Genomic DNA, 21,342 nt, shown 5'->3' with positions numbered 1-21,342 from the left:
GTGGGGAAAGTGTTGCTACTATCTCCAGTCCCAAAGGCCCTTGATTCGTCCGGGAGCGAAATATGAACGCAGAACAACACGACATCGGCGTCTCTCAGGTCGCGGCCGCCATCGCGGAGCCGGCCCGGACGAAAATTCTCTGTTCGCTGATGGACGGCCACGCCCGCACCAGTACCGAACTGGCGGCGATTGCCGAAGTCAGCGCCTCCACTGCCAGCGCACACCTGGCCAAGCTCAAGGAGCAGGCGCTGGTGCGCCTGCACGTGCAGGGCCGCCATCGTTATTACAGCCTCGCGGACAAGCGCGTGGCCCAGGCGCTGGAAGCGCTGATGGTGATTGGCCAAAACAGCGCGCCGGCGTACAACTCGCGCACACCGGATCGCCTGCAATTCGCCCGCACCTGCTACGACCACATGGCCGGCACGCTGGCGGTGTTGCTGCATGACCGGATGCTGGAAAAAGGCTGGTTGCTGGAAACCGATGAGCAGGCTTATCGGCTGAGCGACAGCGGCGAGGCGCTGTTTGAAGGATTGGGTATCGAGGTCAAGGACCTGAGCACGCTGCGCCGCCGCTTCGCCTGCCCGTGTCTGGACTGGAGCATGCGTCGGCCACATCTGGGTGGTTCGCTGGGGGCGGCGTTGCTGCAATCTGCGATCAAGCGCAAATGGGTGACGCAGGACCTGGACAGTCGGGCGCTGACGTTGACGGCGGCGGGGCGCAAGGCATTTGGCGTGCAGTTTGATGTGGTGTTGCCGTCTTCAAATGGCTCCGCGATGCTTATTGATAAAAAACATCAGGATATTTCGGTTAGTCATTGATTTATAAGATTAACTGTCACTAATTCAAAGCGAAAAAAAGCCCGGCTATCCAATTGATAGCCGGGCTTTTTTGCTTAAGCTCAAGCGAACAGCAGTGTCAGATCAAACCTTGACGATCCAGCCCGCTGGCGCTTCGATGTCACCCGTCTGTACACCGGTCAGCTCTTTGTAGAGCTTCTGGGTAACAGGGCCGACTTCGGTTTCGCTGTGGAACACGTGCAGGTGGTCGTTGTAGCTGATGCCACCGATCGGGGTGATTACGGCCGCGGTACCGCAAGCGCCGGCTTCCTTGAAGTCGGAGAGCTTGTCGATGAGCACGTCACCTTCGATCACTTCCATGCCCAGACGCGATTTGGCCAGTTCGATCAGCGACAGGCGGGTGATGCCTGGCAGGACCGACGGCGAGTTCGGGGTGACGAACTTGTTGTCATGGGTGATCCCGAAGAAGTTGGCCGAGCCGACTTCTTCGATCTTGGTGTGGGTCATCGGGTCCAGGTAGATGCAGTCGGCGTAGTGCGCCTTCTTGGCCTGGGAACCTGGCATCAGGCTGGCGGCGTAGTTGCCACCGACCTTGGCCGCGCCGGTGCCTTGAGGGGCTGCACGGTCGAAGCTGGAGATCAGGAAGTTGTGCGGGGTCAGGCCGCCCTTGAAGTAGGCACCTACCGGAATGGCGAAGATCGAGAAGATGAACTCGGGGGCGGTACGCACGCCGATGTTGTCACCCACGCCGATCACGAACGGACGCAGGTACAGCGCGCCGCCGGTGCCGTAAGGCGGGATGAAACGCTCGTTGGCGCGGACCACTGCTTTACAGGCTTCGATGAACTGCTCGGTTTCCACGAACGGCATCAGCAGGCGTGCACAGCTGCGCTGCATGCGCAGGGCGTTCTGGTCCGGGCGGAACAGGTTGATCGAGCCGTCCTTGCAACGATAGGCCTTCATGCCTTCGAAGCATTGCTGACCATAGTGAAGGGCGGTGGAGCCTTCGCTGATGTGCAGCACGTTGTCTTCGGTCAGGGTGCCTTTGTCCCACTCGCCATTGCGCCAGTACGACAAGAAACGCTTGTCTGTCTTGATGTAGTCAAAACCCAGCTTGTCCCAATTGATGCTTTCGTTACCCATGACACCCTCTATCACTGAACAACCGCCGAAACGGTTCAAGGCTTCTGACGTTTTTTGGATGGGGACAACAATACTTCATTCCGGACCCATTTCGCAGCCTGCAATTCGATCTCTGCGACCATCGATACGTCCCGGTGTAGCAGCTGTCGAGCCCCGCGAGGCTGCGTCCGGCGACGAAGTCGTCGTATTGCAGCTGGCTCGGTGTGCCTGAAAGCACTGGGTGGCTGGTTTTGCGACGACTTCGTCGCCGAACGCGGCCTCGCGGTGCTCGTCAGCTGCTACAGGGTTTTGCGTCCGGTTTTACAGGTGCAGCGCATGGCCCAAAGCACGCAACGCCGCTTCCTGCACAGCCTCGCCCAGCGTCGGGTGCGCATGGATGGTGCCGCCGATGTCTTCCAGCCGCGCGCCCATTTCCAGGCTTTGCGCGAACGCCGTAGACAGTTCGGACACCCCGACACCGACCGCTTGCCAGCCGACAATCACATGATTGTCCCGACGAGCGACCACCCGTACGAAGCCGCTTTTCGATTCCAGCGTCATCGCCCGGCCATTGGCCGCGAACGGGAAGCTCGAAACGATGCAGTCCAGGCCGGCGGCCTTGGCCTCGTCCGGGGTCTGGCCGACCACCACCAGTTCCGGGTCGGTAAAGCACACGGCGGCGATGGCGGTAGGGTTGAACTCGCGGGTTTTACCGCTGATCAGTTCGGCCACCATCTCGCCCTGAGCCATGGCCCGGTGCGCAAGCATCGGTTCGCCGCTCAGGTCGCCGATGGCGTACACGTTGCGCATGCTGGTCTGGCAGCGGTTGTCGATCTTGATCGCCGAGCCGTTCATGGCCAGGTTCAACGCTTCGAGGTTCCAGCCCTGGGTGTTCGGCTTGCGACCCACGGCGACCAGCACCTGACTGGTTTCCAGGTTCAGGGTGTCGCCATCCGGTCCCAGTACTTGCAGGCAATTACTCGAAGAATCAAAGCCTTGAACGCTATGCTTCAAGTAAAGCTTCACGCCAAGTTTTTTCAGTTCGTCGTGGACCGGCTGGGTCAGTTCGGCGTCGTAGGCCGGCAGGATACGCTCCTGTGCCTCGACCACGCTGACGTCGGCGCCGAGCTTGCGATAGGCAATCCCCAGCTCCAGACCAATGTAACCGCCACCGACCACAGTCAGCCGCTTCGGCACGGAGGTGGGCGCCAGGGCTTCGCTGGAGGAGATGATCGGGCCGCCAATTGGCAGCATCGGCAGGTTTACGCTCTTCGAACCGGTAGCCAGCACCAAGTGCTCGCACTGAATGCGTGTGTCACCGACGTCGACGGTTTTGCCGTCGACGATCTTGGCCCAGCCTTGAATGACCTGAACCTTGTTCTTTTTCAGCAGCGCCGCGACGCCAGTGGTCAGGCGATCAACGATGCCATCCTTCCACTCGACGCTTTTGCTGATGTCGAGGGTTGGCGCCGAAACGCTGATGCCCAAGGCCGAATGCTGGGAGTGGTGTTGTGTCTGGTGGAACTGCTCAGCGACGTGAATCAACGCTTTCGACGGAATGCAGCCGATGTTCAGGCAGGTGCCGCCGAGGGATTCGCCTTCAACCAGAATGGTCGAGATGCCTAGCTGACCGGCACGAATTGCCGTGACATAACCGCCAGGGCCGCCGCCGATGATCAATAGTGTGGTGTTCAGAGACTGCATGACTTACTCCACAAACAAGGTGGCGGGTTGTTCGAGCAGGCCACGAACGGCCTGGATGAATTGCGCCGCGTCCATGCCATCGACCACACGGTGATCGAAGGAGCTGGAGAGGTTCATCATCTTGCGAATCACGATCTGGCCTTTGACCACCATCGGGCGTTCGACGATTTTGTTGACGCCGACAATCGCCACTTCCGGCAGGTTCAGCACCGGCGTGCTGACGATGCCGCCCAACGCGCCAAGGCTTGTCAGGGTGATGCTCGAGCCGGACAACTCATCGCGGCTGGCCTTGCCGTTGCGTGCCGCGCTGGCCAGACGGGAGATTTCGCTGGCGTTGTCCCACAGGCTGCGGGCTTCGGCGTGACGCACCACCGGCACCATCAAGCCGATGTCGGCCTGGGTGGCGATGCCCACATGCACCGCGCCGAGGCGGGTGATGACCTGGGCTTCGTCGTCGTAACGGGCGTTGATCTGCGGGAAGTCACGCAGGGCAACGACCAGGGCACGGACCAGGAACGGCAGCAAGGTCAGCTTGCCACGGGTGGCACCGTGTTTTTCGTTCAGGTGCGCGCGCAATTCTTCGACGGCGGTGACGTCGATTTCTTCGACGTAACTGAAGTGTGCAGCACGCTGGGTGGCGTCCTGCATGCGCTGGGCGATCTTGCGGCGCATGCCGATGACCGGGATTTGTTCTTCGTCGTTACGCTGGGCGTAAGCGGAGGACACGGTCGATGCATTCGACTGACCTTGCGCCAGGTAGGCGTCGAGGTCTTCGTGCAGCACGCGACCGGCAGGGCCGCTGCCACGCACCAGGCGCAATTGAATGCCGAGGTCCAGCGCGTGTTTGCGCACGGCCGGGGAGGCCAGCGGACGTTCGTCGGCCTCGCGGGCTACCATCGGGCCTTGGCAAACGGCAGCTCGCGGCGCGGCAGTAGCAGCGACCGGTTTGCTTTCCACCACGGCTTCTACTTTAGGTGCTGCAACCGGCGCTTCTTTGACTGGAGCAGGCTGCGCCGACTCTTTAACGTTGCCCGCGCCTTCCACTTCGATGCTGATCAGGATGCTGCCCACCGCCATGACTTCGCCCGGCACACCGCCCAGCGAAATCACCTTGCCGTGGACCGGCGAAGGGATGTCGACCATCGCCTTGTCGGTCATCACATCGGCCAGCACCTGATCTTCGACGACCATGTCGCCGACCTTGACGTGCCATACCGACAACTCAACTTCTGCAATGCCTTCACCAATGTCCGGCATTTTAATAACGTGCGTGCCCATTCAGACCTCCATAACCCGATGCAAAGCCGCGCCCACTCGGGACGGGCCAGGGAAATACGCCCACTCTTGTGCGTGCGGGTAGGGGGTGTCCCATCCGGTGACGCGTTCGATAGGCGCTTCCAGGTAGTGGAAGCAGTGCTCTTGCACCAGGGCGACCAGTTCGGCGCCGAAGCCACAAGTGCGGGTCGCTTCGTGAACGATCACGCAACGGCCGGTTTTTTTCACCGACTTGACGATGGTCTCCAGGTCCAGCGGCCACAGGCTGCGCAGGTCGATGACTTCAGCGTCGATGCCGGTTTCTTCAGCCGCGACTTGCGACACGTAAACCGTGGTGCCGTAGGTCAGAATGGTCACGTCCTTGCCCGGACGGGCGATGGCAGCGACGTCCAGCGGCACGGTGTAGTAACCGTCCGGCACCTGGGCGGCCGGGTGTTTCGACCACGGGGTTACCGGGCGGTCGTGGTGGCCGTCGAACGGGCCGTTGTACAGGCGTTTTGGCTCAAGGAAGATCACCGGGTCATCGTTTTCGATGGAGGCAATCAGCAAGCCTTTGGCGTCGTACGGGTTGGACGGCATGACCGTGCGCAGGCCGCAGACCTGGGTGAACATCGCCTCGATGCTCTGGCTGTGGGTCTGGCCGCCGTAGATGCCGCCGCCGCAAGGCATGCGCAGGGTCATCGGGGCGGTGAACTCGCCGGCCGAGCGATAACGCAGGCGGGCGGCTTCGGAAATGATCTGGTCCGACGCCGGGTACACATAGTCGGCGAACTGAATCTCGGCCACCGGGCGCAGACCGTAGGCGCCCATGCCCACGGCGGCACCAACGATACCGCTTTCGGAGATCGGTGCGTCGAACACGCGGGAGGTGCCGTACTTGGCCTGCAGGCCTTCGGTGCAACGGAACACGCCACCGAAATAGCCCACGTCCTGGCCGAACACCACGACGTTGTCGTCACGCTCGAGCATCACATCCATGGCCGAGCGCAGGGCCTGGATCATGGTCATGGTGGTGGTGGTCATGGCGGTTTCCAGCTCGATATTGTTGTTGTGGTCGTTCATGTCAGATCCCCAACTCTTGACGCTGGCGCTTCAAGTGCTCCGGCATCTCTTTGTAGACGTCTTCGAACATGGTCGCGGCGCTTGGAATCTGGCCGCCGGCAAGGGTGCCGTACTGTTCGGCTTCTTTCTGCGCGGCGATGACTTCGGCTTCCAGTTCAGCGCTGACGGCGGTGTGTTCCTCTTCGGACCAGTGACCGATCTTGATCAGGTGCTGCTTGAGGCGCGCAATCGGGTCGCCCAACGGGAAGTAGCTCCAGTCGTCGGCAGGACGGTACTTGGACGGATCATCGGAGGTGGAGTGTGGACCGGCGCGGTAGGTAACCCATTCGATCATGGTCGGGCCGAGGTTGCGGCGCGCACGTTCGGCGGCCCAGGCAGAGGCGGCGTAGACCGCGACGAAATCGTTGCCATCAACCCGCAGGGAGGCGATGCCGCAGCCGACGCCACGACCGGCAAACGTGGTGGCTTCACCACCGGCAATTGCCTGGAAGGTGGAGATCGCCCACTGGTTGTTGACCACGTTGAGGATCACCGGCGCACGGTAAACGTGGGCGAAGGTGAGGGCGGTGTGGAAGTCGGATTCAGCGGTGGCGCCGTCGCCGATCCAGGCCGAGGCGATTTTGGTGTCGCCCTTGATCGCCGAGGCCATGCCCCAGCCCACTGCCTGGACGAATTGGGTGGCGAGGTTGCCGGAAATGGTGAAGAAACCGAAATCTTTGACCGAATACATGATCGGCAACTGACGGCCCTTGAGCGGATCGCGCTCGTTGGACAGCAGTTGGCAGATCAGGCCCACCAGCGGCACGTCGCGGGCCATCAGGATGCTTTGCTGGCGGTAGGTCGGGAAGCACATGTCATCGACGTTCAACGCCAGGGCCTGGCCCGTGCCAATGGCTTCTTCGCCGAGGCTCTGCATGTAGAACGACATTTTTTTCTGACGCTGGGCGACCACCATGCGGTTGTCGTAGATCCGCGTCTTGAGCATGGCGCGCATGCCTTTACGCAGGATCTCGACCGGTACGCCTTCAGCCCATGGGCCGAGGGCATTGCCCTGGTCATCGAGCACGCGAATCAGGCCCTTGGCCAGATCAGCCGTGTCGGCCGGTTCAACGTCGATGGAAGGTTTGCGCACCGTGCCGGCGTCGGTCAGACGCAGGTAGGAGAAGTCGGTTTTGCAGCCAGGACGGCCCGAAGGTTCGGGAACGTGCAGGTGCAGCGGTTCGTACGCTTGGTTCATGGCTTCTACGCTCGATCTTGTGAATTTCTTGTAGTGAGCTGACCGTCATTCTTCTGTGGAAGAAATCTTGTCCTACAACAATCATAGGCCCGGCGAAGAAGAATATTTATCTCTGTTTCGTTGCGCTGGCGATCATTTGAGGATAAAAAATCTGCATAAACACAAAAAACAGGTGGTTTTGTCTCATGCGCAAACTGGACCGTACCGATATCGGCATTTTGAACAGCCTTCAGGAGAACGCGCGCATCACCAACGCTGACCTCGCACGCTCGGTCAACCTGTCACCGACGCCGTGCTTCAACCGGGTCAAGGCGATGGAAGAATTGGGCCTGATTCGCGAGCAAGTGACGTTGCTGGATGCCGACCTGCTGGGGCTGCACGTGAACGTGTTCATTCATGTGAGCCTGGAGAAACAGGTGGAAGAGGCATTGCAGCATTTCGAGGAAGCGATCTCGGATCGCCCGGAAGTGATGGAGTGTTATTTGATGGCCGGCGACCCGGACTATTTGATTCGGGTATTGGTGCCGACCATTCAATCGTTGGAGCGCTTCATGATGGACTTCCTCACCAAAGTCCCCGGCGTGGCAAACATCCGCTCAAGCTTTGCTCTCAAGCAAGTGCGGTACAAGACCGCGCTGCCGTTGCCGGCCAATGGCTTGACCCTGTCGAGCTAGTGGCGACATCTCAGAGTTTGTTGATGGGGATTTTCAGGTAGGTCACGCCGTTACTCTCGGCGGGTGGCAAGTTCCCGGCCCGCACATTCACCTGAATCGCTGGCAGCAACAGGTTTGGCATGCCCAACCCGGCATCGCGTCGGGTGCGCATGTCGACAAACGCTGTCTCATCAATGCCGTCATGCACGTGAATGTTGCTTTTGCGCTGCTCGCCGACGGTAGACATGCACCGGGATTCCCGGCCTTCGGGCGGGTAATCGTGGCAGACGTACAAACTCACACTGGCCGGGAACGCCAGCAGTTTGCGAATCGAGGCAAACAACTGATTGGCATTGCCGCCCGGAAAATCGCAACGCGCGGTACCCACATCGGGCAAGAACAGCGTGTCGCCCACCAGAATCTGCTCACCGTCAATCAGGTAGGCCATGTCCGCCGGCGTGTGGCCGGGCACGTGCAGGGCAGTGGCCTTGAGATTGCCGATCATGAACGACTCGTCCGGCGCGAACAGATGATCGAATTGCGAACCGTCAACGCGAAATTCCGGCTCAAGGTTGAACAGGCCTTTGAACACCCCCTGAACCTTGCTGATCGACTGCCCGATCGCGATCTTGCCACCCAGCTCTCGGCGCAGGTAAGGCGCGGCCGACAAGTGATCGGCATGAGCATGGGTTTCCAGAAGCCATTGCACCTGCAACTGATGTTCGCGAACAAAGGCGATGATTTTGTCGGGCTGGACGGTGCACGTTCTACCGGCTGCCGGATCGTAGTCAAGCACCGGGTCGACGATGGCGCACTGGCCGCCATCGGCTTCGTAGATCACGTAGCTGTAGGTCGACGAGGCAGGGTCGAGGAAAGCTTCAATCAAGGCAGGCATGGTGAATTTTTCTATCTGAACAAGCACTGAGGGTAGATTCATTCTCCCTGCATTGGCCAGCACCGCATCAATTCATTTGATGAAAAAATCTGCGCGGGCTCTATCCTGTCAGTCATCGATACCGGGCGTTCCCGGCCTTTTTGTGCAGATCACGAGTGCTTTATGTTGCTGGCGAGTTTTTTTGGAGCGGTCATGGGCCTGGTCCTCGGGTTGACGGGGGCGGGCGGAGGGATTCTTGCGGTGCCGGCCCTGGTACTGGGGCTGGGGTTGACCATGACCCAGGCAGCGCCCGTTGCCTTGTTTGCGGTCGGGAGTGCGGCAGCGGTCGGGGCGATTGACGGCTTGCGGCATGGCCTGGTGCGGTATCGCGCGGCGATGCTGATCGCGCTGCTTGGCGCGGTGTTTTCGCCGGTGGGCATTTACTTTGCCCATCAGTTGCCGGAAAAAATCCTGATGATTCTGTTCAGCCTGCTGATGGTCATGGTCGCCTGGCGGATGCTACGCCGTGAGCGAAAGGACGAGGGGCCGAGCGATCACGGCCACTCCAACTGGGGGCAGAAGAATTGCATGCTCGATCAGCAGACCGGGCGCTTTTCCTGGACCGCCAAATGCACCGCGACGCTGGCGGCACTCGGCGCGGTGACGGGCGTGGTGTCCGGGCTGCTGGGCGTGGGCGGCGGCTTTCTGATTGTCCCCGCGTTCAAGCAACTGACTGACGTGCAGATGCGCGGGATCATCGCCACGTCCTTGATGGTGATCAGCCTGATTTCCGCCATCGGTGTGATCGGCGCGTTTCACGCCGGTGTGCGCATCGACAGCCTCGGCGCCAGTTTCATCGTTGCGAGCATTGTCGGCATGATCATCGGCCGCAAGCTGTGCGCCCACGTGCCGGCGCGGGCGTTGCAAGTCGGCTTTGCCAGCATTTGCCTTGTGATTGCCGCTTATATGCTGTTCAGGGCTGGCGTCTAAACAACACCTGCCTGTGGGCAGGCCCGCTCTCATCCCATCGAAGCGTCTGACTGCTACCCAAGTAGCATTCGTTGCACGCCACCGGTTTCGTAAACTCCCTGCTCAACCATACGCACCTGCGGGAGGCGACGATGCAGCAGGTCCAGGGTGAAGGTGTCGTCAGCGCAATGTCCCAGGCCACCGATGCCCGGCAAGTGGCGCAGGAACTGGCGCGTCAATTGCTGCACCCGCATCTGGGCTTCGTGCTCTTTTTCTGTTCCGCCGAGTATGACTTGCAGGCGCTGGGTCAAGCCCTGCAAGACAGTTTCGGGGGGATTCGCCTGGTGGGTTGCACCAGCGCCGGGGAAATCACCCCGTTGGGCTATGGACGCAATTGCGTAACGGCGGTGGGGTTCGATCACCGGCATTTCTCCATTGCGCTCGAGTTGATCGACGAGATGGAGCGCTTCAGCCTGATCGACGCGCAGCAGATGGTCGAGCGCCTGGTCAGCGGCTGTCGCAGTAACACCCTGGCACCGATCAAGGGCAACAGTTTTGCCCTGACCCTGCTCGATGGGTTGTCCAGCCGTGAAGAAATGGTCCTCGCGGCCTTGAGTGCCGCGTTGGGCGACATTCCGCATTTCGGCGGTTCCGCCGGCGACGACAATTACCTGACCCATACCCATGTCTACTTCGACGGCGAGTTCCACAGTGGCGCGGCGGTCGTCGTGTTGGTCAATACCTGGCTGGATTTCGAAGTGTTCACCACCCACCACATGCTGCCCCGGGCCGAAAAACTGGTGGTCACCGGCGCCGACAGCGCCTCGCGCCGTGTCTATGAACTCAATGCGGAACCCGCCGCCGCCGAGTACGCGCGGCTTATCGGCGTGCCCGTGAACGAGCTGGATCACCGGATTTTCGCCGCGCACCCGTTGGCCGTGAGGATCAACGAACAGTATTACGTGCGGGCCATCCAGCAGGTGCACGCGGACTTGAGCCTGAGTTTTTACTGCGCCGTGGAGAATGGCATCGTGCTCACCGCCATGACCCCGGGCCCGATGCTGCCGAACCTGAAAAGCCTGTTCGACGGATTGGAGGAGCGCTTGGGTGAGCTGTTGCTGACCATCGGTTGCGACTGTTTTCTCAGGCGTCTGGAGCTGGAAGTCGACGGTAGTCTCGATGAGATCGGGACGTTTTTGCGCGAGCAACGGGTGATGGGTTTCAACACCTACGGAGAACAGTTCAATGGCATGCACATCAACCAGACCTTCACCGGCGTTGCCATTGCCCGCGGCCGTGCCCCAGGACATCGCTGAGCTGCAGGCCGAACTGGCCATCCTGCGCCACGACAACCATAAACTGCAGCGCATCAACGAAGCGCTGATCGAACGCATCGAGTCGGGCATCACCCGGGGCAATGACCCGTACGCGGCGTTCCAGCACTCGGTGGTGCTGGCCGAGCAGGTCCGTGAGCGCACCGATGCCTTGAACCAGGCCATGGCCGAACTCAAGGCCGGCAACCATTTGCTCAGCGAGGCCCGCCTGCGCGCCGAGACCGCGCATCGACACCTGATCGACGCCATCGAGAGCATTTCTGATGCCTTTGTCTTGTTCGACGCCGAGCAGCGTATCGTCCTGTTCAACAGTCGCTTCAAGGCGTTCTGGCGCAACAGCCGGGTGCGGATCAGCGCGGGCATGCGCCTGACCGAGGTCAAGCGCCTGATGATGAGCAACGGGCTGTTCACCGAAGAACCGCGCGGGCATGCCGACGAGAGCCTGCTGTATCGCTTGCAGAACGGGCGTTGGCTGCAAGTCAGCGAGCGGCCGACCCAGGAAGGTGGGCGGGTGATTCTGTTCACCGACATTACCGAGGTCAAACTCAGTGAAACCGTGCGCCGCGAACAGGCTGTGGCGCAGAAGTCGCATTTGTTGCAGCGGGCGGTCGATAACCTGTCCCAAGGGGTGGCCATGGTCAACGCCGAGGGCATTCTGGAATTGTGGAACCGACGTTTCCTCGAATTGAGCGGGTTGGCGCCCGTCGCGGCCCATCGACCGTTTGCTGAAGTGATGGTGGACAGCGAATTGAACCTGCTGACCCCGGCCAGTTGTGATGGTAATGGGCGGCCAGTTCAGGAATGCGAGCAACGTCTCTATGACGGCCGGGTCCTGGAAATCCGCACGCACCCGTTGCCGACTGGCGGTTTCGTCAACACCTTCACTGACATCACCGAACGCTACCAGCACGCCCAGGCGCTAAGTGAAAGCGAGCGCTGGATTCGCCTGATTACCGACCACGTGCCGGCGCTGATTGCCTATCTCAATGCCGATCTGGTGTACGAGTTCACCAACAAGGTCTATGAGGAATGGTATTGCTGGCCCCGAGGCGTGATGCTCGGCCAAAGCCTGCGCGAAGTGCACAGCGAACAGCATTACCAGCGTCTGGAGTCTTACGTGGCGAGAGCGCTGGCCGGCGAGAGCGTCACGTTCGAGTTTGCCGAGACCAACGTCAATAATCAGGAGCGCTACATGCTGCGCTCCTACGTGCCCAATCGCCTGGCCACTGGGGAAGTGGTGGGGATTTTCGTGTTGATCCGCGACATCACCGAGCGTCGCCGTACTGCCGAGGCGCTGCATCAGGCGTATCAGAACCTTGAGCTGCGGGTGCGTGAACGCACGGCGGAGTTGACCACGCTCAATGATCAGTTGTTGCGTGAAATCGAAGAGCGCCGCCAGGTGGAATCACGGTTGCGCGAGGCCAAGCTCGAAGCCGAGCACGCCAATTTGTCCAAGACCAAGTTTCTGGCGGCCGTCAGCCACGATTTGCTGCAACCGCTGAACGCCGCCCGCTTGTTTACCAGTGCGTTGCTGGAGCGACGTGAATCGGTCTGCAACGAGATTCTGGTGCGTAATGTCAGTAATTCCCTGGAGGACGTGGAGAACCTGCTGGGCACGCTGGTGGACATTTCCAAGCTCGATGCCGGGGTCATCAAAGCCGATATCGCGCCGTTCGCCCTGAGCGAACTGCTGGAAAACCTCGCGGCGGAATACACTCAAGTGGCACGCAGTGAGGGCCTTGAGCTGCATTTCATTGCCTGTTCGGCGCTGGTGCGCAGTGACATCCAGTTGCTGGCACGCATCCTGCGCAACCTGCTGAGCAATGCGATTCGCTACACCTACAGTGGCCGGGTGGTACTCGGGTGCCGGCGTCTGCATCAGCGGTTGTTGATCCAGGTCTGGGACACCGGCATGGGCATCGCCGACAACCGCCTGGAGGAGATTTTCCAGGAGTTCAAACGCGGTGACGTGCAGCGTCCGGACCAGGACCGTGGCCTGGGGTTGGGCCTGGCCATTGTCGAGAAAATCGCCGGCATCCTCGGGCATCGGATTCATGTGCGCTCATGGCCGGGAAAGGGCTCGATGTTCTCGGTGGAAGTGCCGTTGAGCACAACGGCCCCCAAGCCGCTGCCGGCCTTGCAGATGAGCGAGCCGATGCTTGAGCGCCTGCGCGGGGCAAGGGTGTGGGTGCTGGACAACGACGCCACCATTTGCGCCGGCATGCGCACCTTGCTCGAAGGCTGGGGCTGTCGGGTGGTGACGGCGCTGTCGGAAGAGGATCTGGCGCGAAAAGTGGACATCTACCACGCCGAGGTTGACCTGTTGATCGCCGATTACCATCTGGACAACGATCAGAACGGCGTGGACGCCGTGGCCCGGATAAATGCCTGTCGTACGTCACCCATCCCGGCCATGATGATCACCGCCAACTACAGCAACGAACTCAAACAGCAGATCCGCGAACTGGGCCACACCCTGATGCATAAACCGGTACGGCCGATGAAGCTGAAGACGGCGATGAGTCATTTGCTCGCACGACCTTGATTCCACGGGCGCTCTTACCGGCCTCTTCGCGAGCAAGCCCGCTCCCACATTTGATCTTCGATGTTCACCGAAGATCAAATGTGGGAGCGGGCTTGCTCGCGAACGGGACGACGCGGACTTGCTGACTCAACGCCGCATATAAGACCCGAAATCAATATCCCCGGCACTCAGGATCGCCTGCACCCGATTGTGCACGTTGAGTTTGCGCAGGATCGCCGAGACGTGAGCCTTGACGGTGGTCTCGGCGATTTCCAGGGTGTAGGCGATCTGTTTGTTCGACTCGCCCTTGGTCATGCGTTCAAGCACCTGCAATTGCTTGCGGGTCAGGGCCTGGAGCAGTTCAGGGGGAAAGCTCGGCGTGTCGTTCATCCGGCGGGGGGTATTGGTTCGGGTGGTGCGGATGATGTCCGGCGGCAAATACACGTTGCCATTGAGGATTTGCTGGATAGCCTCGGTCATTTGCGTGCGTGGGGACGACTTGGTAATGAAACCCACCGCGCCGTAGGTAATGGCTTGCAGGACGATCTGTTTGTCCTGCTCGGCCGAGACGATCACCACCGGAATGGTCGGGGCTTCATTGCGCAGGTTGATCAAGCCGTTGAGCCCATGCATGCCGGGCATGTTCAGGTCGAGCAGGATCAGGTCCAGGTCGTCGTGTTCCTGGGTCAGGGCCAGGGCACTGTCGAGGTCGGCGGTTTCCATGACTTCGGTGCCCGGAAAACCGTCGCTGATGACGTTATGAATCGCTTCGCGAAACAGCGGGTGATCGTCGGCAATCAGAATTTTGTACATAGCCTTTCACCTCATTATTTTGATTAGGGTGTGGCAACAACACGCCAGCGTAAAGATCAGGGGAAAGGCTCGGGGCGGGCCGGCGTCACGGCAAGCCCGGCCGCTTGCCAGGCATCAAGGCCGTCGCGATACCAATACAGTGTCTTATAGCCCATGGCGGACGCTCGTTTGACGGCGTTCCAGCTCAGCCAGCAATCGGCGCGGCAATAAAAGACCAGCGGTCGTGCCGGATCGCCAGCGGTCAATGCCTTGAGGTTACGCGCAAAATAGCCTTGCCAGTCGGGCGTCAGTTCACCATCACCGGTATTGGCCAGCCAGTGGCTGCCGGGCAGGTTTTCATGGGGCTGGTCTTCGATGAACTGGCCTTGCAGCCATTGGCGGCGGTAGACATCGATCAGCACCGGTGGCGGCATTTGGCTGAGCAGTGTTTGCAAGGCCGGGGTGTCAACGATGGTCGCGCCTTGCAGGCTGTCCGGCGTCGGGCTGCGGTACAGGTTGATGCGATAGCCGTCCGCGGAAAACAGCGGCGATTCGGCGTGCGCAGCACTCAGCACCAGGCAGAGCGGCAGCGCAGCGAGAGCAGGGCGCAACAGACAACGTCGGGCACGCGGCATGGGTTCGATCCTTATAGTTATGGACCTATTACATGCCAGGCGGGGCACTTTGGGAATGCGACGATAGACAGGGAAACCAGTACTAAAGTAGTAATTTCTCCCCGCTGATGGAGATCAAATGTAGGAGCGGGCTTGCTCGCGAAAGCGGTGTATCAGGCGACATTGATGTTGGCTGAAAGATCGCTTTCGCGAGCAAGCCCGCTCCCACAGTTGGATTTGGGTGCTCAGTTGGATTTGCGCAGGGCTGCATGCTGAGGATTGAAGGTGAGTACGGCGAGTAGCGCGAACACCACGGTCAACCCTGCACACACCGCCAGCGCCAGCGGATTGAAGCGTTCATAAAGGGCAAACCGTACCAACTCCACCGCATGGGTAAACGGGTTCACCGCGCACAGCCAATACAACCACTCACTGGCCTCACGCATTTTCCACAGCGGATACAGTGCCGAGGACAGGAAAAACAGCGGAAAGATCACGAAGTTCATGACCCCGGCAAAGTTCTCCAGTTGCCGGATGGCGTTCGACAGCAACAGGCCCAACGCGCTGAGCATCAACGCCACCAACAGTAATGCCGGCAGCGCGATCAATAACCCCATGGGCGGCGGTTGCACGCCATAGAGCCAGGCGATCGCCAAAAAGGCATACACCTGCAACAGGGAAATCAGCGACGTGGCCAGCAGCTTGCTGCACAGCAGAAAGGTCCGGGGCAGCGGGCTGGTCAGCAGCACGCGCATGCTGCCCATCTCGCGGTCGTAGACCATCGACAGTGAACCTTGCATGCCATTGAACAGCAGGATCATGCAGGCAAGGCCCGGGATGATGTAGACCTCGTACGGAATGTAGGTGTCGTAGGGTTCGATAATGGCGATCCCCAAGGCTGCCCGGAAACCGGCCGCGAACACCAGCAGCCATAACAGCGGTCGCACCAGGGCACTTAGAAACCGCGTGCGCTGCAACACAAACCGCAGCCATTCGCGCAGCACGATGCCGCTGAAGCAATGCCAGTACGCATTCATCGCGCCGCTCCTGAAGTGGTCAGGTGAGTGAAGGCCGAACCCAGATCACCGCCATGTTCCAGGCTCAGTGCATCGGCCTGTCCGCTGGCGACCAGCCGACCTTGATGGAGGATCAGCAAATCGTCGCTGGACTGCACTTCGTCGAGCAAGTGCGTGGTCCAGAGCACGCTGATGGCGTGTTCGCTGCACAAGGTGCGCAGGTGCTGATTGAGTGCCAGGCGACTGGCGGGGTCGAGGCCGACACTGGCTTCGTCAAGCAGTAACAGGCGCGGCTCATGCAGCAGGGCCCGGGCGATTTCCACCCGGCGGCGGTGGCCGCCATTGAGATCGCGCACCCGTTCGCGGCGGCGTTCGGTCAGGGCTTGACGGGCCAGCTCGGCGTCAACCCGGACACCGCTCTGGCGCCGGGACAGACCATGCAGCGCGGCGTGATACCGCAGGTTCTGCTCGACGCTGAGGTCCAGGTCCAGGGTGCTTTGCTGGAACACCACGCCCAACTGTTTGAGCGCCGGGCGGGGCGCATCGCGCAATGAACAGCCGCCGACCCGGATGTCGCCGTGCTGAAGATCATAAAGCCGGGTCAGCAGGGCGATCAGGGTCGATTTGCCGGCGCCGTTGGGCCCCAGCAATGCAGCGAAACGCCCCGGGGCCAGATCGAAGTTCACGTGGCGCAAGGCTTCCCGAGCCCCATAGGCAAAACTCAGGTCGCTGACTTCCAGGGCGTTCATGGCGTCACCACCACGCCCCAAGGGTAGCGTCCAACTTTCACCGATTTGCTCACCTTGAGGCTGTCGACATCGATCACCGACACGTCACCGCTGACGCCGTTGGTGGCGAGCAGTTGCTTTTGATCGGGGGTGAATGCCAGCTGCCAGACCCGTCGTCCGACCAGCAGATAGTCGAGAATCTCGAATGTCCTGGCATCGATCACCGCCACGTGATTGGCCGGGCCGAGCGCGACGAAAGCGTACTTGCCGTCGGCGCTGAGCTTGATGCCCACGGGCTGGACCTTGTCCGGGTGTACGCCTTTGATCTGGAAGTTCAGGGTCTTGAGGATCTTGCGGCTGGCGACGTCGAGAATCGTCACCGTGCCGCCAATTTCCGCTGACGCCCAGAGCTGTGAACCGTCCTGATTGAATTCGACAAAGCGTGGCCGCTGATCCACCAGCGTGCTGTCGGCCAGGGTCTGGGTGCTGGTGTCGATCCAGTGCAGCATGTTCGTGGTTTCGCTGGTGTTCACGGCCCACTTGCCATCGGGGCTGACGGCCATGCCTTCGGGTTCGACGCCGACGTTGATCTGGCTGAGTACGTTGGAGGTTTCGGTGTCGATCACCGTGACCAGCGCATCGTCTTCGTTGGAGACGTACAGCCAGCGGTTATTGGGGTGCAGGGCGAATTGCTCGGGGTCTTTGCCCGAGGGTAGCTCTTTGATGATCTTGCGTGTGGCGACGTCCATCACCTGGACCCGGTCGGAATCGCTGGCGCAGATGTACAGCAGCTTGTTGTCATGGGACAGCAACAGGCCGCGAGGGCGCTGGCCGACGGGCAGGGTGTCGGAAACTTGCAGGGTCTGCATGTCGATCAGGCTCAGGCTGTTGTCCTTTTCGTTGGAGACCCACGCGGTGCTGGCCGCGGCATGCCCGGCGGCGAGCAGCAGGGCCCAGGAAAGCAGGGAGCGGCAGAGCAGGGTGCGGCGCATGGCGGATTCCTTTTTGTTGTAGTTCTTGTGGACAGTTGGATCAGGGAAAGCGGCAGCTGACCTCGGGTTTGTCGTAACCCAGGCTGTCCATTTCGTTGAAAGGATGCAGAAAGCCGTCCTGCGGTGACGTGCTGACCAGGGCACGGGGCTGGACGATGGGAATCGGTTGGCGCAACTGGCCGTTCCACGGGCGATAACTGAGCTTGCGTCCCTTGAAACCGTCCAGCGGCAGTTGATCGCTGATTTCCAGCTGACGGATCGCCATCGGCTCGGTCTGGCGCAGTTTGCTCACCGCGCTGGCGACGCTGCGCACGGCCATCCAGGCCGCGAAATCGCGGTCGTTCATCCAGCGGCCGGTCAGGGCTTCAAAACGCTTTTGCAACTGCGCGGCGCCGTAGGTTTCCACGGTTTTGTGCCAACCCACCGGGGTCAGCCCTTGGGTGCCGGCGACGGGGCGCGGATACCAGGTCTGATAGGGCACGTATTCGCCGAAGTCGCCACGTTCATCGGCCACCAGCACCACGTCATATTCGGCGGTCTGGGTAAACAGTGGCATGTCCGCCTGGGCGCTGCGACGTTGGTCGTTATCAAAGCTCCAGGCCTTCTCTGCCACCAGTTGCAGGCCGAAGCGTTTGGCCGCGCGGCGCAGGGCGGCGGCGTAGGCTTGATCGTCGGCGGTCGGGCCAACGATCAGCAGCGCGCGCTGCCATTTGCGCACCACCAGAAATTGCGCCAGCGCATCGGCGAGCATCGCGCGACTCGGCAGGGTGTGCAGCACGTTCGACAGGCAATCGGTGCTGCGCAGGCGGTCGTCGGGACTGCCGGCGTTGAATATCAGGCTGTCGGGCAGGGCGGCGCTGAGCTGGCGCAAGCTGTCGGCCGGGGCGTTCACCACAAACAGCCGCAGACCCTGCGCGTGCTGGGCGTTGGCCGCATCGAGCAAGGCTTCGGGGCTGTCGACGCGGGCGCTGACCAGGGCGTAGCTGTGGTTGAGAAAACGTCCGGTACTGTTGCTGTCGGTGATCGCCAGTTCGGCGCCGCGCAATCCGGCATCGCTCGGTTCGGGAATCACGTTCGACAGGAGCGGCCCAGGATCAGGGCGATAACCCAGGTAGCCGATCCGCACCTCCAGCGGCGCCTGCGCAGCCTGGCTCTGGGTAGCCACGCCGGCGGCGCAGGCAATCGCCAGCAGGTACAGCAAGGCGTAAGGGGCAAGCAGGCGCATAGGGCACTCCTTTACAGGTAGCGCCAGCATAGGAAGCCTGTGGAACAGAGGAAATATGCAGAAAGTACCGGTGAGCCAGTACCAAGGTAGTAACCCGCGCCCGGCAGTGCGGTTTTCCGGTCACGCCGGGACACCAGGCCTGTTGGCGACGTACCTGAGGTGTGCATCCATCGCCTTACTACCAAAGGACTAGAAGGCGACCACCAAAGCAGCATGGGGTGATGGCGATGCCGTTCCTAAGATGAGTGCCATAGCCTCTGCCAAGAGGTTTTGCGTGCAATCCTGAGGGCATAACAATGACAACAAAACGCAACGCCTTGCTCGTCGTCGGTCTGCTGGCCGGCTTTATCGGTGCTGGATCCGTGTGGGCTCACGGCAACGTGGTACCGCAAGCGGTTGAAACCCAGGGTCTGACACCGATCAAGGATGCCGGTGTAACGGTGGATGGCGATGGTTGGGCTGCGGCCAATCCGTATCGAGCCTCCCCGGAGCACGACAGAGCCCTGGAAATCGGTTCGTCGGCCTACAACCAGAACTGCGCGGCGTGTCATGGCCTGGAAGCCAAGTCGGGCGGGATCGCCCCGGACCTGCGCCTGCTTGATGTCGGCGAGGCGGGTGACGAGTGGTTCGTCGAACGCGTGCGTCATGGCGCCGTACGTGACGGTCGGGTCTACATGCCGAAAATGGCCGATTACCTGAGCCAGGAAGCGTTGTGGGCAGTGCGCACTTACCTGGACAGCGTTCACGTCGAGGAGTGATTCCATGCGTCTGCTCGCGGTGTTGATCAGTGCGCTGTGGCTGTGTTGCCAGACGGTGCAGGCGCAGGTTCGAAACTATGACGAAATGATCGCCGCCGGGGAGCTGAAAGTGGCGGTCTACAAGGACTTCGCCCCCTACAGTTTTGAGCAGGCCGGTCAGCCCCGAGGTGTCGATGTGGAGCTTGCCGAGGCGCTGGCCAAGGCCCTCGGCGTACACCTGACGTTGATCTGGGCCCCCGCCGGGGAAAAACTCGATGACGATCTGCGTGATTACATCTGGCGCGCCAGTGCCTTGCACAACCAGCAACTGGCCGACTTGATGATGCGTGTGCCCTATGACCGTGACTACGCCCAGAAGCGCAACGAATTCGGCGAAATGGAAAACGGTCATGTGGTGATGTTCGGGCCCTATCAGACCGAACAATGGCAGGTGGCCTACGATCTGCGCCGGCTGGACAAGGTTGGCAGCGTGGCGGTGTTCGAGTACCACCCGATTGGCGTCGAGGTCGACAGTGTGCCGTCGTTCTACCTGACGTCGGTGTTCAACGGCATGCTCGCCGGCAAAACCCACCACTACCCGGGCGTACCCCAGGCTTTTGCTGCGATGAAGGCCGGTGAGGTCGACGCCGTCATGGCCATGCGTGGCGAAATCGACTGGCAGGTGCATGAGGCGGCCGACCCGCAACTGGCGTTGGCGCAAAACGCCTATCCGAACATGGGCAAGCAACTGTGGGAGATCGGCATGGCCGTGCACGAAAGTAATCGGCAACTGGCCTATGCCGTGGAAGAGGCACTGGAAGGCCTGATCCGCGAGGGTTCGGTGAAGGAAATCTACAGCCATTACGGCCTGCGGTATGACGTGCCGGAGATGTATCAATAGGAGCGGGTGATGAGCTGGCGAATCAAGTGTCTGTTGGCCTGCTGGTTACCCTTGGCCGCGCACGCCGCGAGTATCGATCCGGGCAAAGACCCGGTGCCCTCGGTGATGTGGGCGTTCTATCACAAGCAAATGCTCGGCGACGCTCCCTTTGTCTTCGATGACCGGGTCAAGCTGCTGGCGCCGCCGTTCGCCGAAGATGCCCGGCAGGTGCCACTGGAAATCGATGCGCGAGCGTTCAAGGGCGAGGTGGTGAAAATTCTCGCTTGGGCCGAGCTCAACCCGCTGCCAAAGATTGTCGACTTCCAGCCGCTGGACCGCGTGTTGCCGTGGTTGTCGATCCGTATCCGTATCGAACAGGCTACCCCTTTACGCGCCGCGGTCCTGACGCGCGATGGGCTGTGGCATGTCGGTTCGACCCTGATCGATGCGGCGGGCGGTGGTTGCACCGCCCCCAGTGTGGTGCGTACCCAGCCCGGCTGGGAGGAACACATCGGCGAAGTGTTGGGCGCGCGCTATCCGCGCACTGACTTCAGCCGTTTGCGCGTGCAGGTGGCGCATCCGATGGACAACGGCATGGTCAGCGGCATCCCGGAATTTTTCATCAACCACGCCGAACTGCGAAGTGCTGATGATCAGCTGTTGGCGCGGCTGGAGCTTTTTCCAGCCGTCAGTGAAAACCCCAACCTGGCCTTCGACATCGTAGGGGCAGGGCAGACGCGTCTGATTATTCGGGACAACAGCGGCAATGAATTTGATGCGTCGATTCCCTGAGCCAAAGGAGCCTTT

The 21,342-nt window shown here is 60.9% G+C and carries 20 protein-coding genes; 8 read left to right on the top strand and 12 right to left on the bottom strand.

Features of this window, described 5'->3' with window-relative positions:
• Positions 1-62 precede the first annotated feature (62 nt).
• Positions 63-818 carry an ArsR/SmtB family transcription factor gene (locus BK660_RS25910; protein WP_259698536.1) on the top strand — a complete coding sequence of 252 codons (756 nt, stop codon included), beginning with the start codon at positions 63-65 and terminating at the stop codon, positions 816-818.
• A 102-nt stretch (positions 819-920) separates the two neighbouring features.
• On the opposite strand, the gene BK660_RS25905 is transcribed toward BK660_RS25910, so the two are convergent.
• The 5 genes from BK660_RS25905 to BK660_RS25885 all read right to left on the bottom strand — a co-directional run bounded on the left by BK660_RS25905 (position 921) and on the right by BK660_RS25885 (position 7,197).
• Positions 921-1,940: a branched-chain amino acid aminotransferase gene (locus BK660_RS25905; RefSeq protein WP_123435711.1), complete on the bottom strand. Its 1,020-nt coding sequence runs from the start codon at positions 1,938-1,940 to the stop codon at positions 921-923.
• 300 nt (positions 1,941-2,240) lie between these two features.
• Positions 2,241-3,623 carry a dihydrolipoyl dehydrogenase gene (lpdA, locus tag BK660_RS25900; RefSeq protein ID WP_123435710.1) on the bottom strand — a complete coding sequence of 461 codons (1,383 nt, stop codon included), beginning with the start codon at positions 3,621-3,623 and terminating at the stop codon, positions 2,241-2,243.
• Positions 3,624-3,626: 3 nt separating this feature from the next.
• Positions 3,627-4,901 carry a dihydrolipoamide acetyltransferase family protein gene (locus BK660_RS25895; RefSeq protein ID WP_123435709.1) on the bottom strand — a complete coding sequence of 425 codons (1,275 nt, stop codon included), beginning with the start codon at positions 4,899-4,901 and terminating at the stop codon, positions 3,627-3,629.
• The gene (locus BK660_RS25890; RefSeq protein ID WP_123435708.1) at positions 4,902-5,960 is read right to left on the bottom strand and encodes an alpha-ketoacid dehydrogenase subunit beta; all 1,059 of its coding nucleotides are present in this window, start codon (positions 5,958-5,960) and stop codon (positions 4,902-4,904) included.
• Position 5,961: 1 nt separating this feature from the next.
• Positions 5,962-7,197 (bottom strand): 3-methyl-2-oxobutanoate dehydrogenase (2-methylpropanoyl-transferring) subunit alpha, encoded by a 1,236-nt coding sequence (locus tag BK660_RS25885; RefSeq protein ID WP_123435707.1) that lies wholly within the window; start codon positions 7,195-7,197, stop codon positions 5,962-5,964.
• A 185-nt stretch (positions 7,198-7,382) separates the two neighbouring features.
• Here BK660_RS25885 and bkdR point away from each other — a divergent pair, with 185 nt between their 5' ends.
• On the top strand, positions 7,383-7,871 hold the full coding sequence (bkdR, locus tag BK660_RS25880) for a Bkd operon transcriptional regulator BkdR (protein WP_027923281.1): 489 nt from the start codon (positions 7,383-7,385) through the stop codon (positions 7,869-7,871).
• A gap of 10 nt (positions 7,872-7,881) precedes the next feature.
• Here the strand turns inward: bkdR and BK660_RS25875 are convergent, their stop codons facing one another.
• Positions 7,882-8,745, bottom strand: a complete 864-nt coding sequence (locus tag BK660_RS25875) for an MBL fold metallo-hydrolase (protein WP_123435706.1) — start codon at positions 8,743-8,745, stop codon at positions 7,882-7,884.
• A 162-nt stretch (positions 8,746-8,907) separates the two neighbouring features.
• On the opposite strand from BK660_RS25875, the gene BK660_RS25870 reads away from it, so the two are divergent.
• The 3 genes from BK660_RS25870 (at position 8,908) to nahK (ending at position 13,572) form a co-directional block, all read left to right on the top strand.
• A complete protein-coding gene (locus tag BK660_RS25870) occupies positions 8,908-9,714 on the top strand; it encodes a sulfite exporter TauE/SafE family protein (protein WP_123435705.1) in 807 nt (268 codons plus the stop codon).
• A gap of 131 nt (positions 9,715-9,845) precedes the next feature.
• Positions 9,846-11,009 (top strand): nitric oxide-sensing protein NosP, encoded by a 1,164-nt coding sequence (nosP, locus tag BK660_RS25865; RefSeq protein WP_123435704.1) that lies wholly within the window; start codon positions 9,846-9,848, stop codon positions 11,007-11,009.
• Entirely contained in the window at positions 10,939-13,572 is a 2,634-nt protein-coding gene (nahK, locus tag BK660_RS25860) for a hybrid sensor histidine kinase/response regulator NahK/ErcS' (RefSeq protein WP_123435703.1), read from the top strand. The genes nosP and nahK overlap by 71 nt, the downstream gene beginning before the upstream one ends.
• Before the next feature lie 126 nt (positions 13,573-13,698).
• Here nahK and BK660_RS25855 read toward each other — a convergent pair whose 3' ends face one another.
• From BK660_RS25855 to BK660_RS25830, 6 genes are all read right to left on the bottom strand, one after another.
• Positions 13,699-14,364 (bottom strand): response regulator transcription factor, encoded by a 666-nt coding sequence (locus BK660_RS25855; protein ID WP_123435702.1) that lies wholly within the window; start codon positions 14,362-14,364, stop codon positions 13,699-13,701.
• Between the two features lie 56 nt (positions 14,365-14,420).
• On the bottom strand, positions 14,421-14,978 hold the full coding sequence (locus tag BK660_RS25850; protein ID WP_123435701.1) for a PQQ-dependent catabolism-associated CXXCW motif protein: 558 nt from the start codon (positions 14,976-14,978) through the stop codon (positions 14,421-14,423).
• A 224-nt stretch (positions 14,979-15,202) separates the two neighbouring features.
• The gene (locus BK660_RS25845; protein WP_123435700.1) at positions 15,203-15,994 is read right to left on the bottom strand and encodes an ABC transporter permease; all 792 of its coding nucleotides are present in this window, start codon (positions 15,992-15,994) and stop codon (positions 15,203-15,205) included.
• Positions 15,991-16,722, bottom strand: coding sequence for an ABC transporter ATP-binding protein (locus BK660_RS25840; protein WP_123435699.1), 732 nt, complete (start codon positions 16,720-16,722; stop codon positions 15,991-15,993). The genes BK660_RS25845 and BK660_RS25840 overlap by 4 nt, the downstream gene beginning before the upstream one ends.
• Positions 16,719-17,693, bottom strand: a complete 975-nt coding sequence (locus tag BK660_RS25835) for a YVTN family beta-propeller repeat protein (RefSeq protein ID WP_123435698.1) — start codon at positions 17,691-17,693, stop codon at positions 16,719-16,721. Before BK660_RS25835 ends, BK660_RS25840 begins: the two co-directional genes overlap by 4 nt.
• A 40-nt stretch (positions 17,694-17,733) precedes the next feature.
• The gene (locus tag BK660_RS25830; RefSeq protein WP_123435697.1) at positions 17,734-18,918 is read right to left on the bottom strand and encodes an ABC transporter substrate-binding protein; all 1,185 of its coding nucleotides are present in this window, start codon (positions 18,916-18,918) and stop codon (positions 17,734-17,736) included.
• Positions 18,919-19,214: 296 nt separating this feature from the next.
• Here BK660_RS25830 and pedF point away from each other — a divergent pair, with 296 nt between their 5' ends.
• From pedF to BK660_RS25815, 3 genes are read left to right on the top strand one after another with little or no spacing between them, the layout of a single operon-like run.
• Complete coding sequence (pedF, locus tag BK660_RS25825; protein WP_123435696.1) at positions 19,215-19,676, top strand: cytochrome c-550 PedF; 462 nt, start codon at positions 19,215-19,217, stop codon at positions 19,674-19,676.
• 4 nt (positions 19,677-19,680) lie between these two features.
• Complete coding sequence (locus tag BK660_RS25820) at positions 19,681-20,556, top strand: substrate-binding periplasmic protein (RefSeq protein ID WP_123435695.1); 876 nt, start codon at positions 19,681-19,683, stop codon at positions 20,554-20,556.
• A 9-nt stretch (positions 20,557-20,565) separates the two neighbouring features.
• Positions 20,566-21,327: a quinoprotein dehydrogenase-associated SoxYZ-like carrier gene (locus BK660_RS25815; protein ID WP_123435694.1), complete on the top strand. Its 762-nt coding sequence runs from the start codon at positions 20,566-20,568 to the stop codon at positions 21,325-21,327.
• Positions 21,328-21,342 lie beyond the last annotated feature (15 nt).

Origin of the sequence: Pseudomonas brassicacearum (assembly GCF_003732265.1) — a bacterium.
Lineage (GTDB): Bacteria > Pseudomonadota > Gammaproteobacteria > Pseudomonadales > Pseudomonadaceae > Aquipseudomonas > Aquipseudomonas brassicacearum_D.
The sequence above is the reverse complement of the archived record's forward strand: the minus strand, read 5'-3'. Positions and strand labels throughout refer to the sequence as shown.

Excerpts from the sequence above, each read along its gene's own strand:
- BK660_RS25910 (WP_259698536.1), top strand. The coding sequence starts at position 63 with ATGAACGCAGAACAACACGACATCGGCGTCTCTCAGGTCGCGGCCGCC.
- BK660_RS25905 (WP_123435711.1), bottom strand. The coding sequence starts at position 1,940 with ATGGGTAACGAAAGCATCAATTGGGACAAGCTGGGTTTTGACTACATC.
- lpdA (WP_123435710.1), bottom strand. The coding sequence starts at position 3,623 with ATGCAGTCTCTGAACACCACACTATTGATCATCGGCGGCGGCCCTGGC.
- BK660_RS25895 (WP_123435709.1), bottom strand. The coding sequence starts at position 4,901 with ATGGGCACGCACGTTATTAAAATGCCGGACATTGGTGAAGGCATTGCA.
- BK660_RS25890 (WP_123435708.1), bottom strand. The coding sequence starts at position 5,960 with ATGAACGACCACAACAACAATATCGAGCTGGAAACCGCCATGACCACC.
- BK660_RS25885 (WP_123435707.1), bottom strand. The coding sequence starts at position 7,197 with ATGAACCAAGCGTACGAACCGCTGCACCTGCACGTTCCCGAACCTTCG.
- bkdR (WP_027923281.1), top strand. The coding sequence starts at position 7,383 with ATGCGCAAACTGGACCGTACCGATATCGGCATTTTGAACAGCCTTCAG.
- BK660_RS25875 (WP_123435706.1), bottom strand. The coding sequence starts at position 8,745 with ATGCCTGCCTTGATTGAAGCTTTCCTCGACCCTGCCTCGTCGACCTAC.
- BK660_RS25870 (WP_123435705.1), top strand. The coding sequence starts at position 8,908 with ATGTTGCTGGCGAGTTTTTTTGGAGCGGTCATGGGCCTGGTCCTCGGG.
- nosP (WP_123435704.1), top strand. The coding sequence starts at position 9,846 with ATGCAGCAGGTCCAGGGTGAAGGTGTCGTCAGCGCAATGTCCCAGGCC.
- nahK (WP_123435703.1), top strand. The coding sequence starts at position 10,939 with ATGGCATGCACATCAACCAGACCTTCACCGGCGTTGCCATTGCCCGCG.
- BK660_RS25855 (WP_123435702.1), bottom strand. The coding sequence starts at position 14,364 with ATGTACAAAATTCTGATTGCCGACGATCACCCGCTGTTTCGCGAAGCG.
- BK660_RS25850 (WP_123435701.1), bottom strand. The coding sequence starts at position 14,978 with ATGCCGCGTGCCCGACGTTGTCTGTTGCGCCCTGCTCTCGCTGCGCTG.
- BK660_RS25845 (WP_123435700.1), bottom strand. The coding sequence starts at position 15,994 with ATGAATGCGTACTGGCATTGCTTCAGCGGCATCGTGCTGCGCGAATGG.
- BK660_RS25840 (WP_123435699.1), bottom strand. The coding sequence starts at position 16,722 with ATGAACGCCCTGGAAGTCAGCGACCTGAGTTTTGCCTATGGGGCTCGG.
- BK660_RS25835 (WP_123435698.1), bottom strand. The coding sequence starts at position 17,693 with ATGCGCCGCACCCTGCTCTGCCGCTCCCTGCTTTCCTGGGCCCTGCTG.
- BK660_RS25830 (WP_123435697.1), bottom strand. The coding sequence starts at position 18,918 with ATGCGCCTGCTTGCCCCTTACGCCTTGCTGTACCTGCTGGCGATTGCC.
- pedF (WP_123435696.1), top strand. The coding sequence starts at position 19,215 with ATGACAACAAAACGCAACGCCTTGCTCGTCGTCGGTCTGCTGGCCGGC.
- BK660_RS25820 (WP_123435695.1), top strand. The coding sequence starts at position 19,681 with ATGCGTCTGCTCGCGGTGTTGATCAGTGCGCTGTGGCTGTGTTGCCAG.
- BK660_RS25815 (WP_123435694.1), top strand. The coding sequence starts at position 20,566 with ATGAGCTGGCGAATCAAGTGTCTGTTGGCCTGCTGGTTACCCTTGGCC.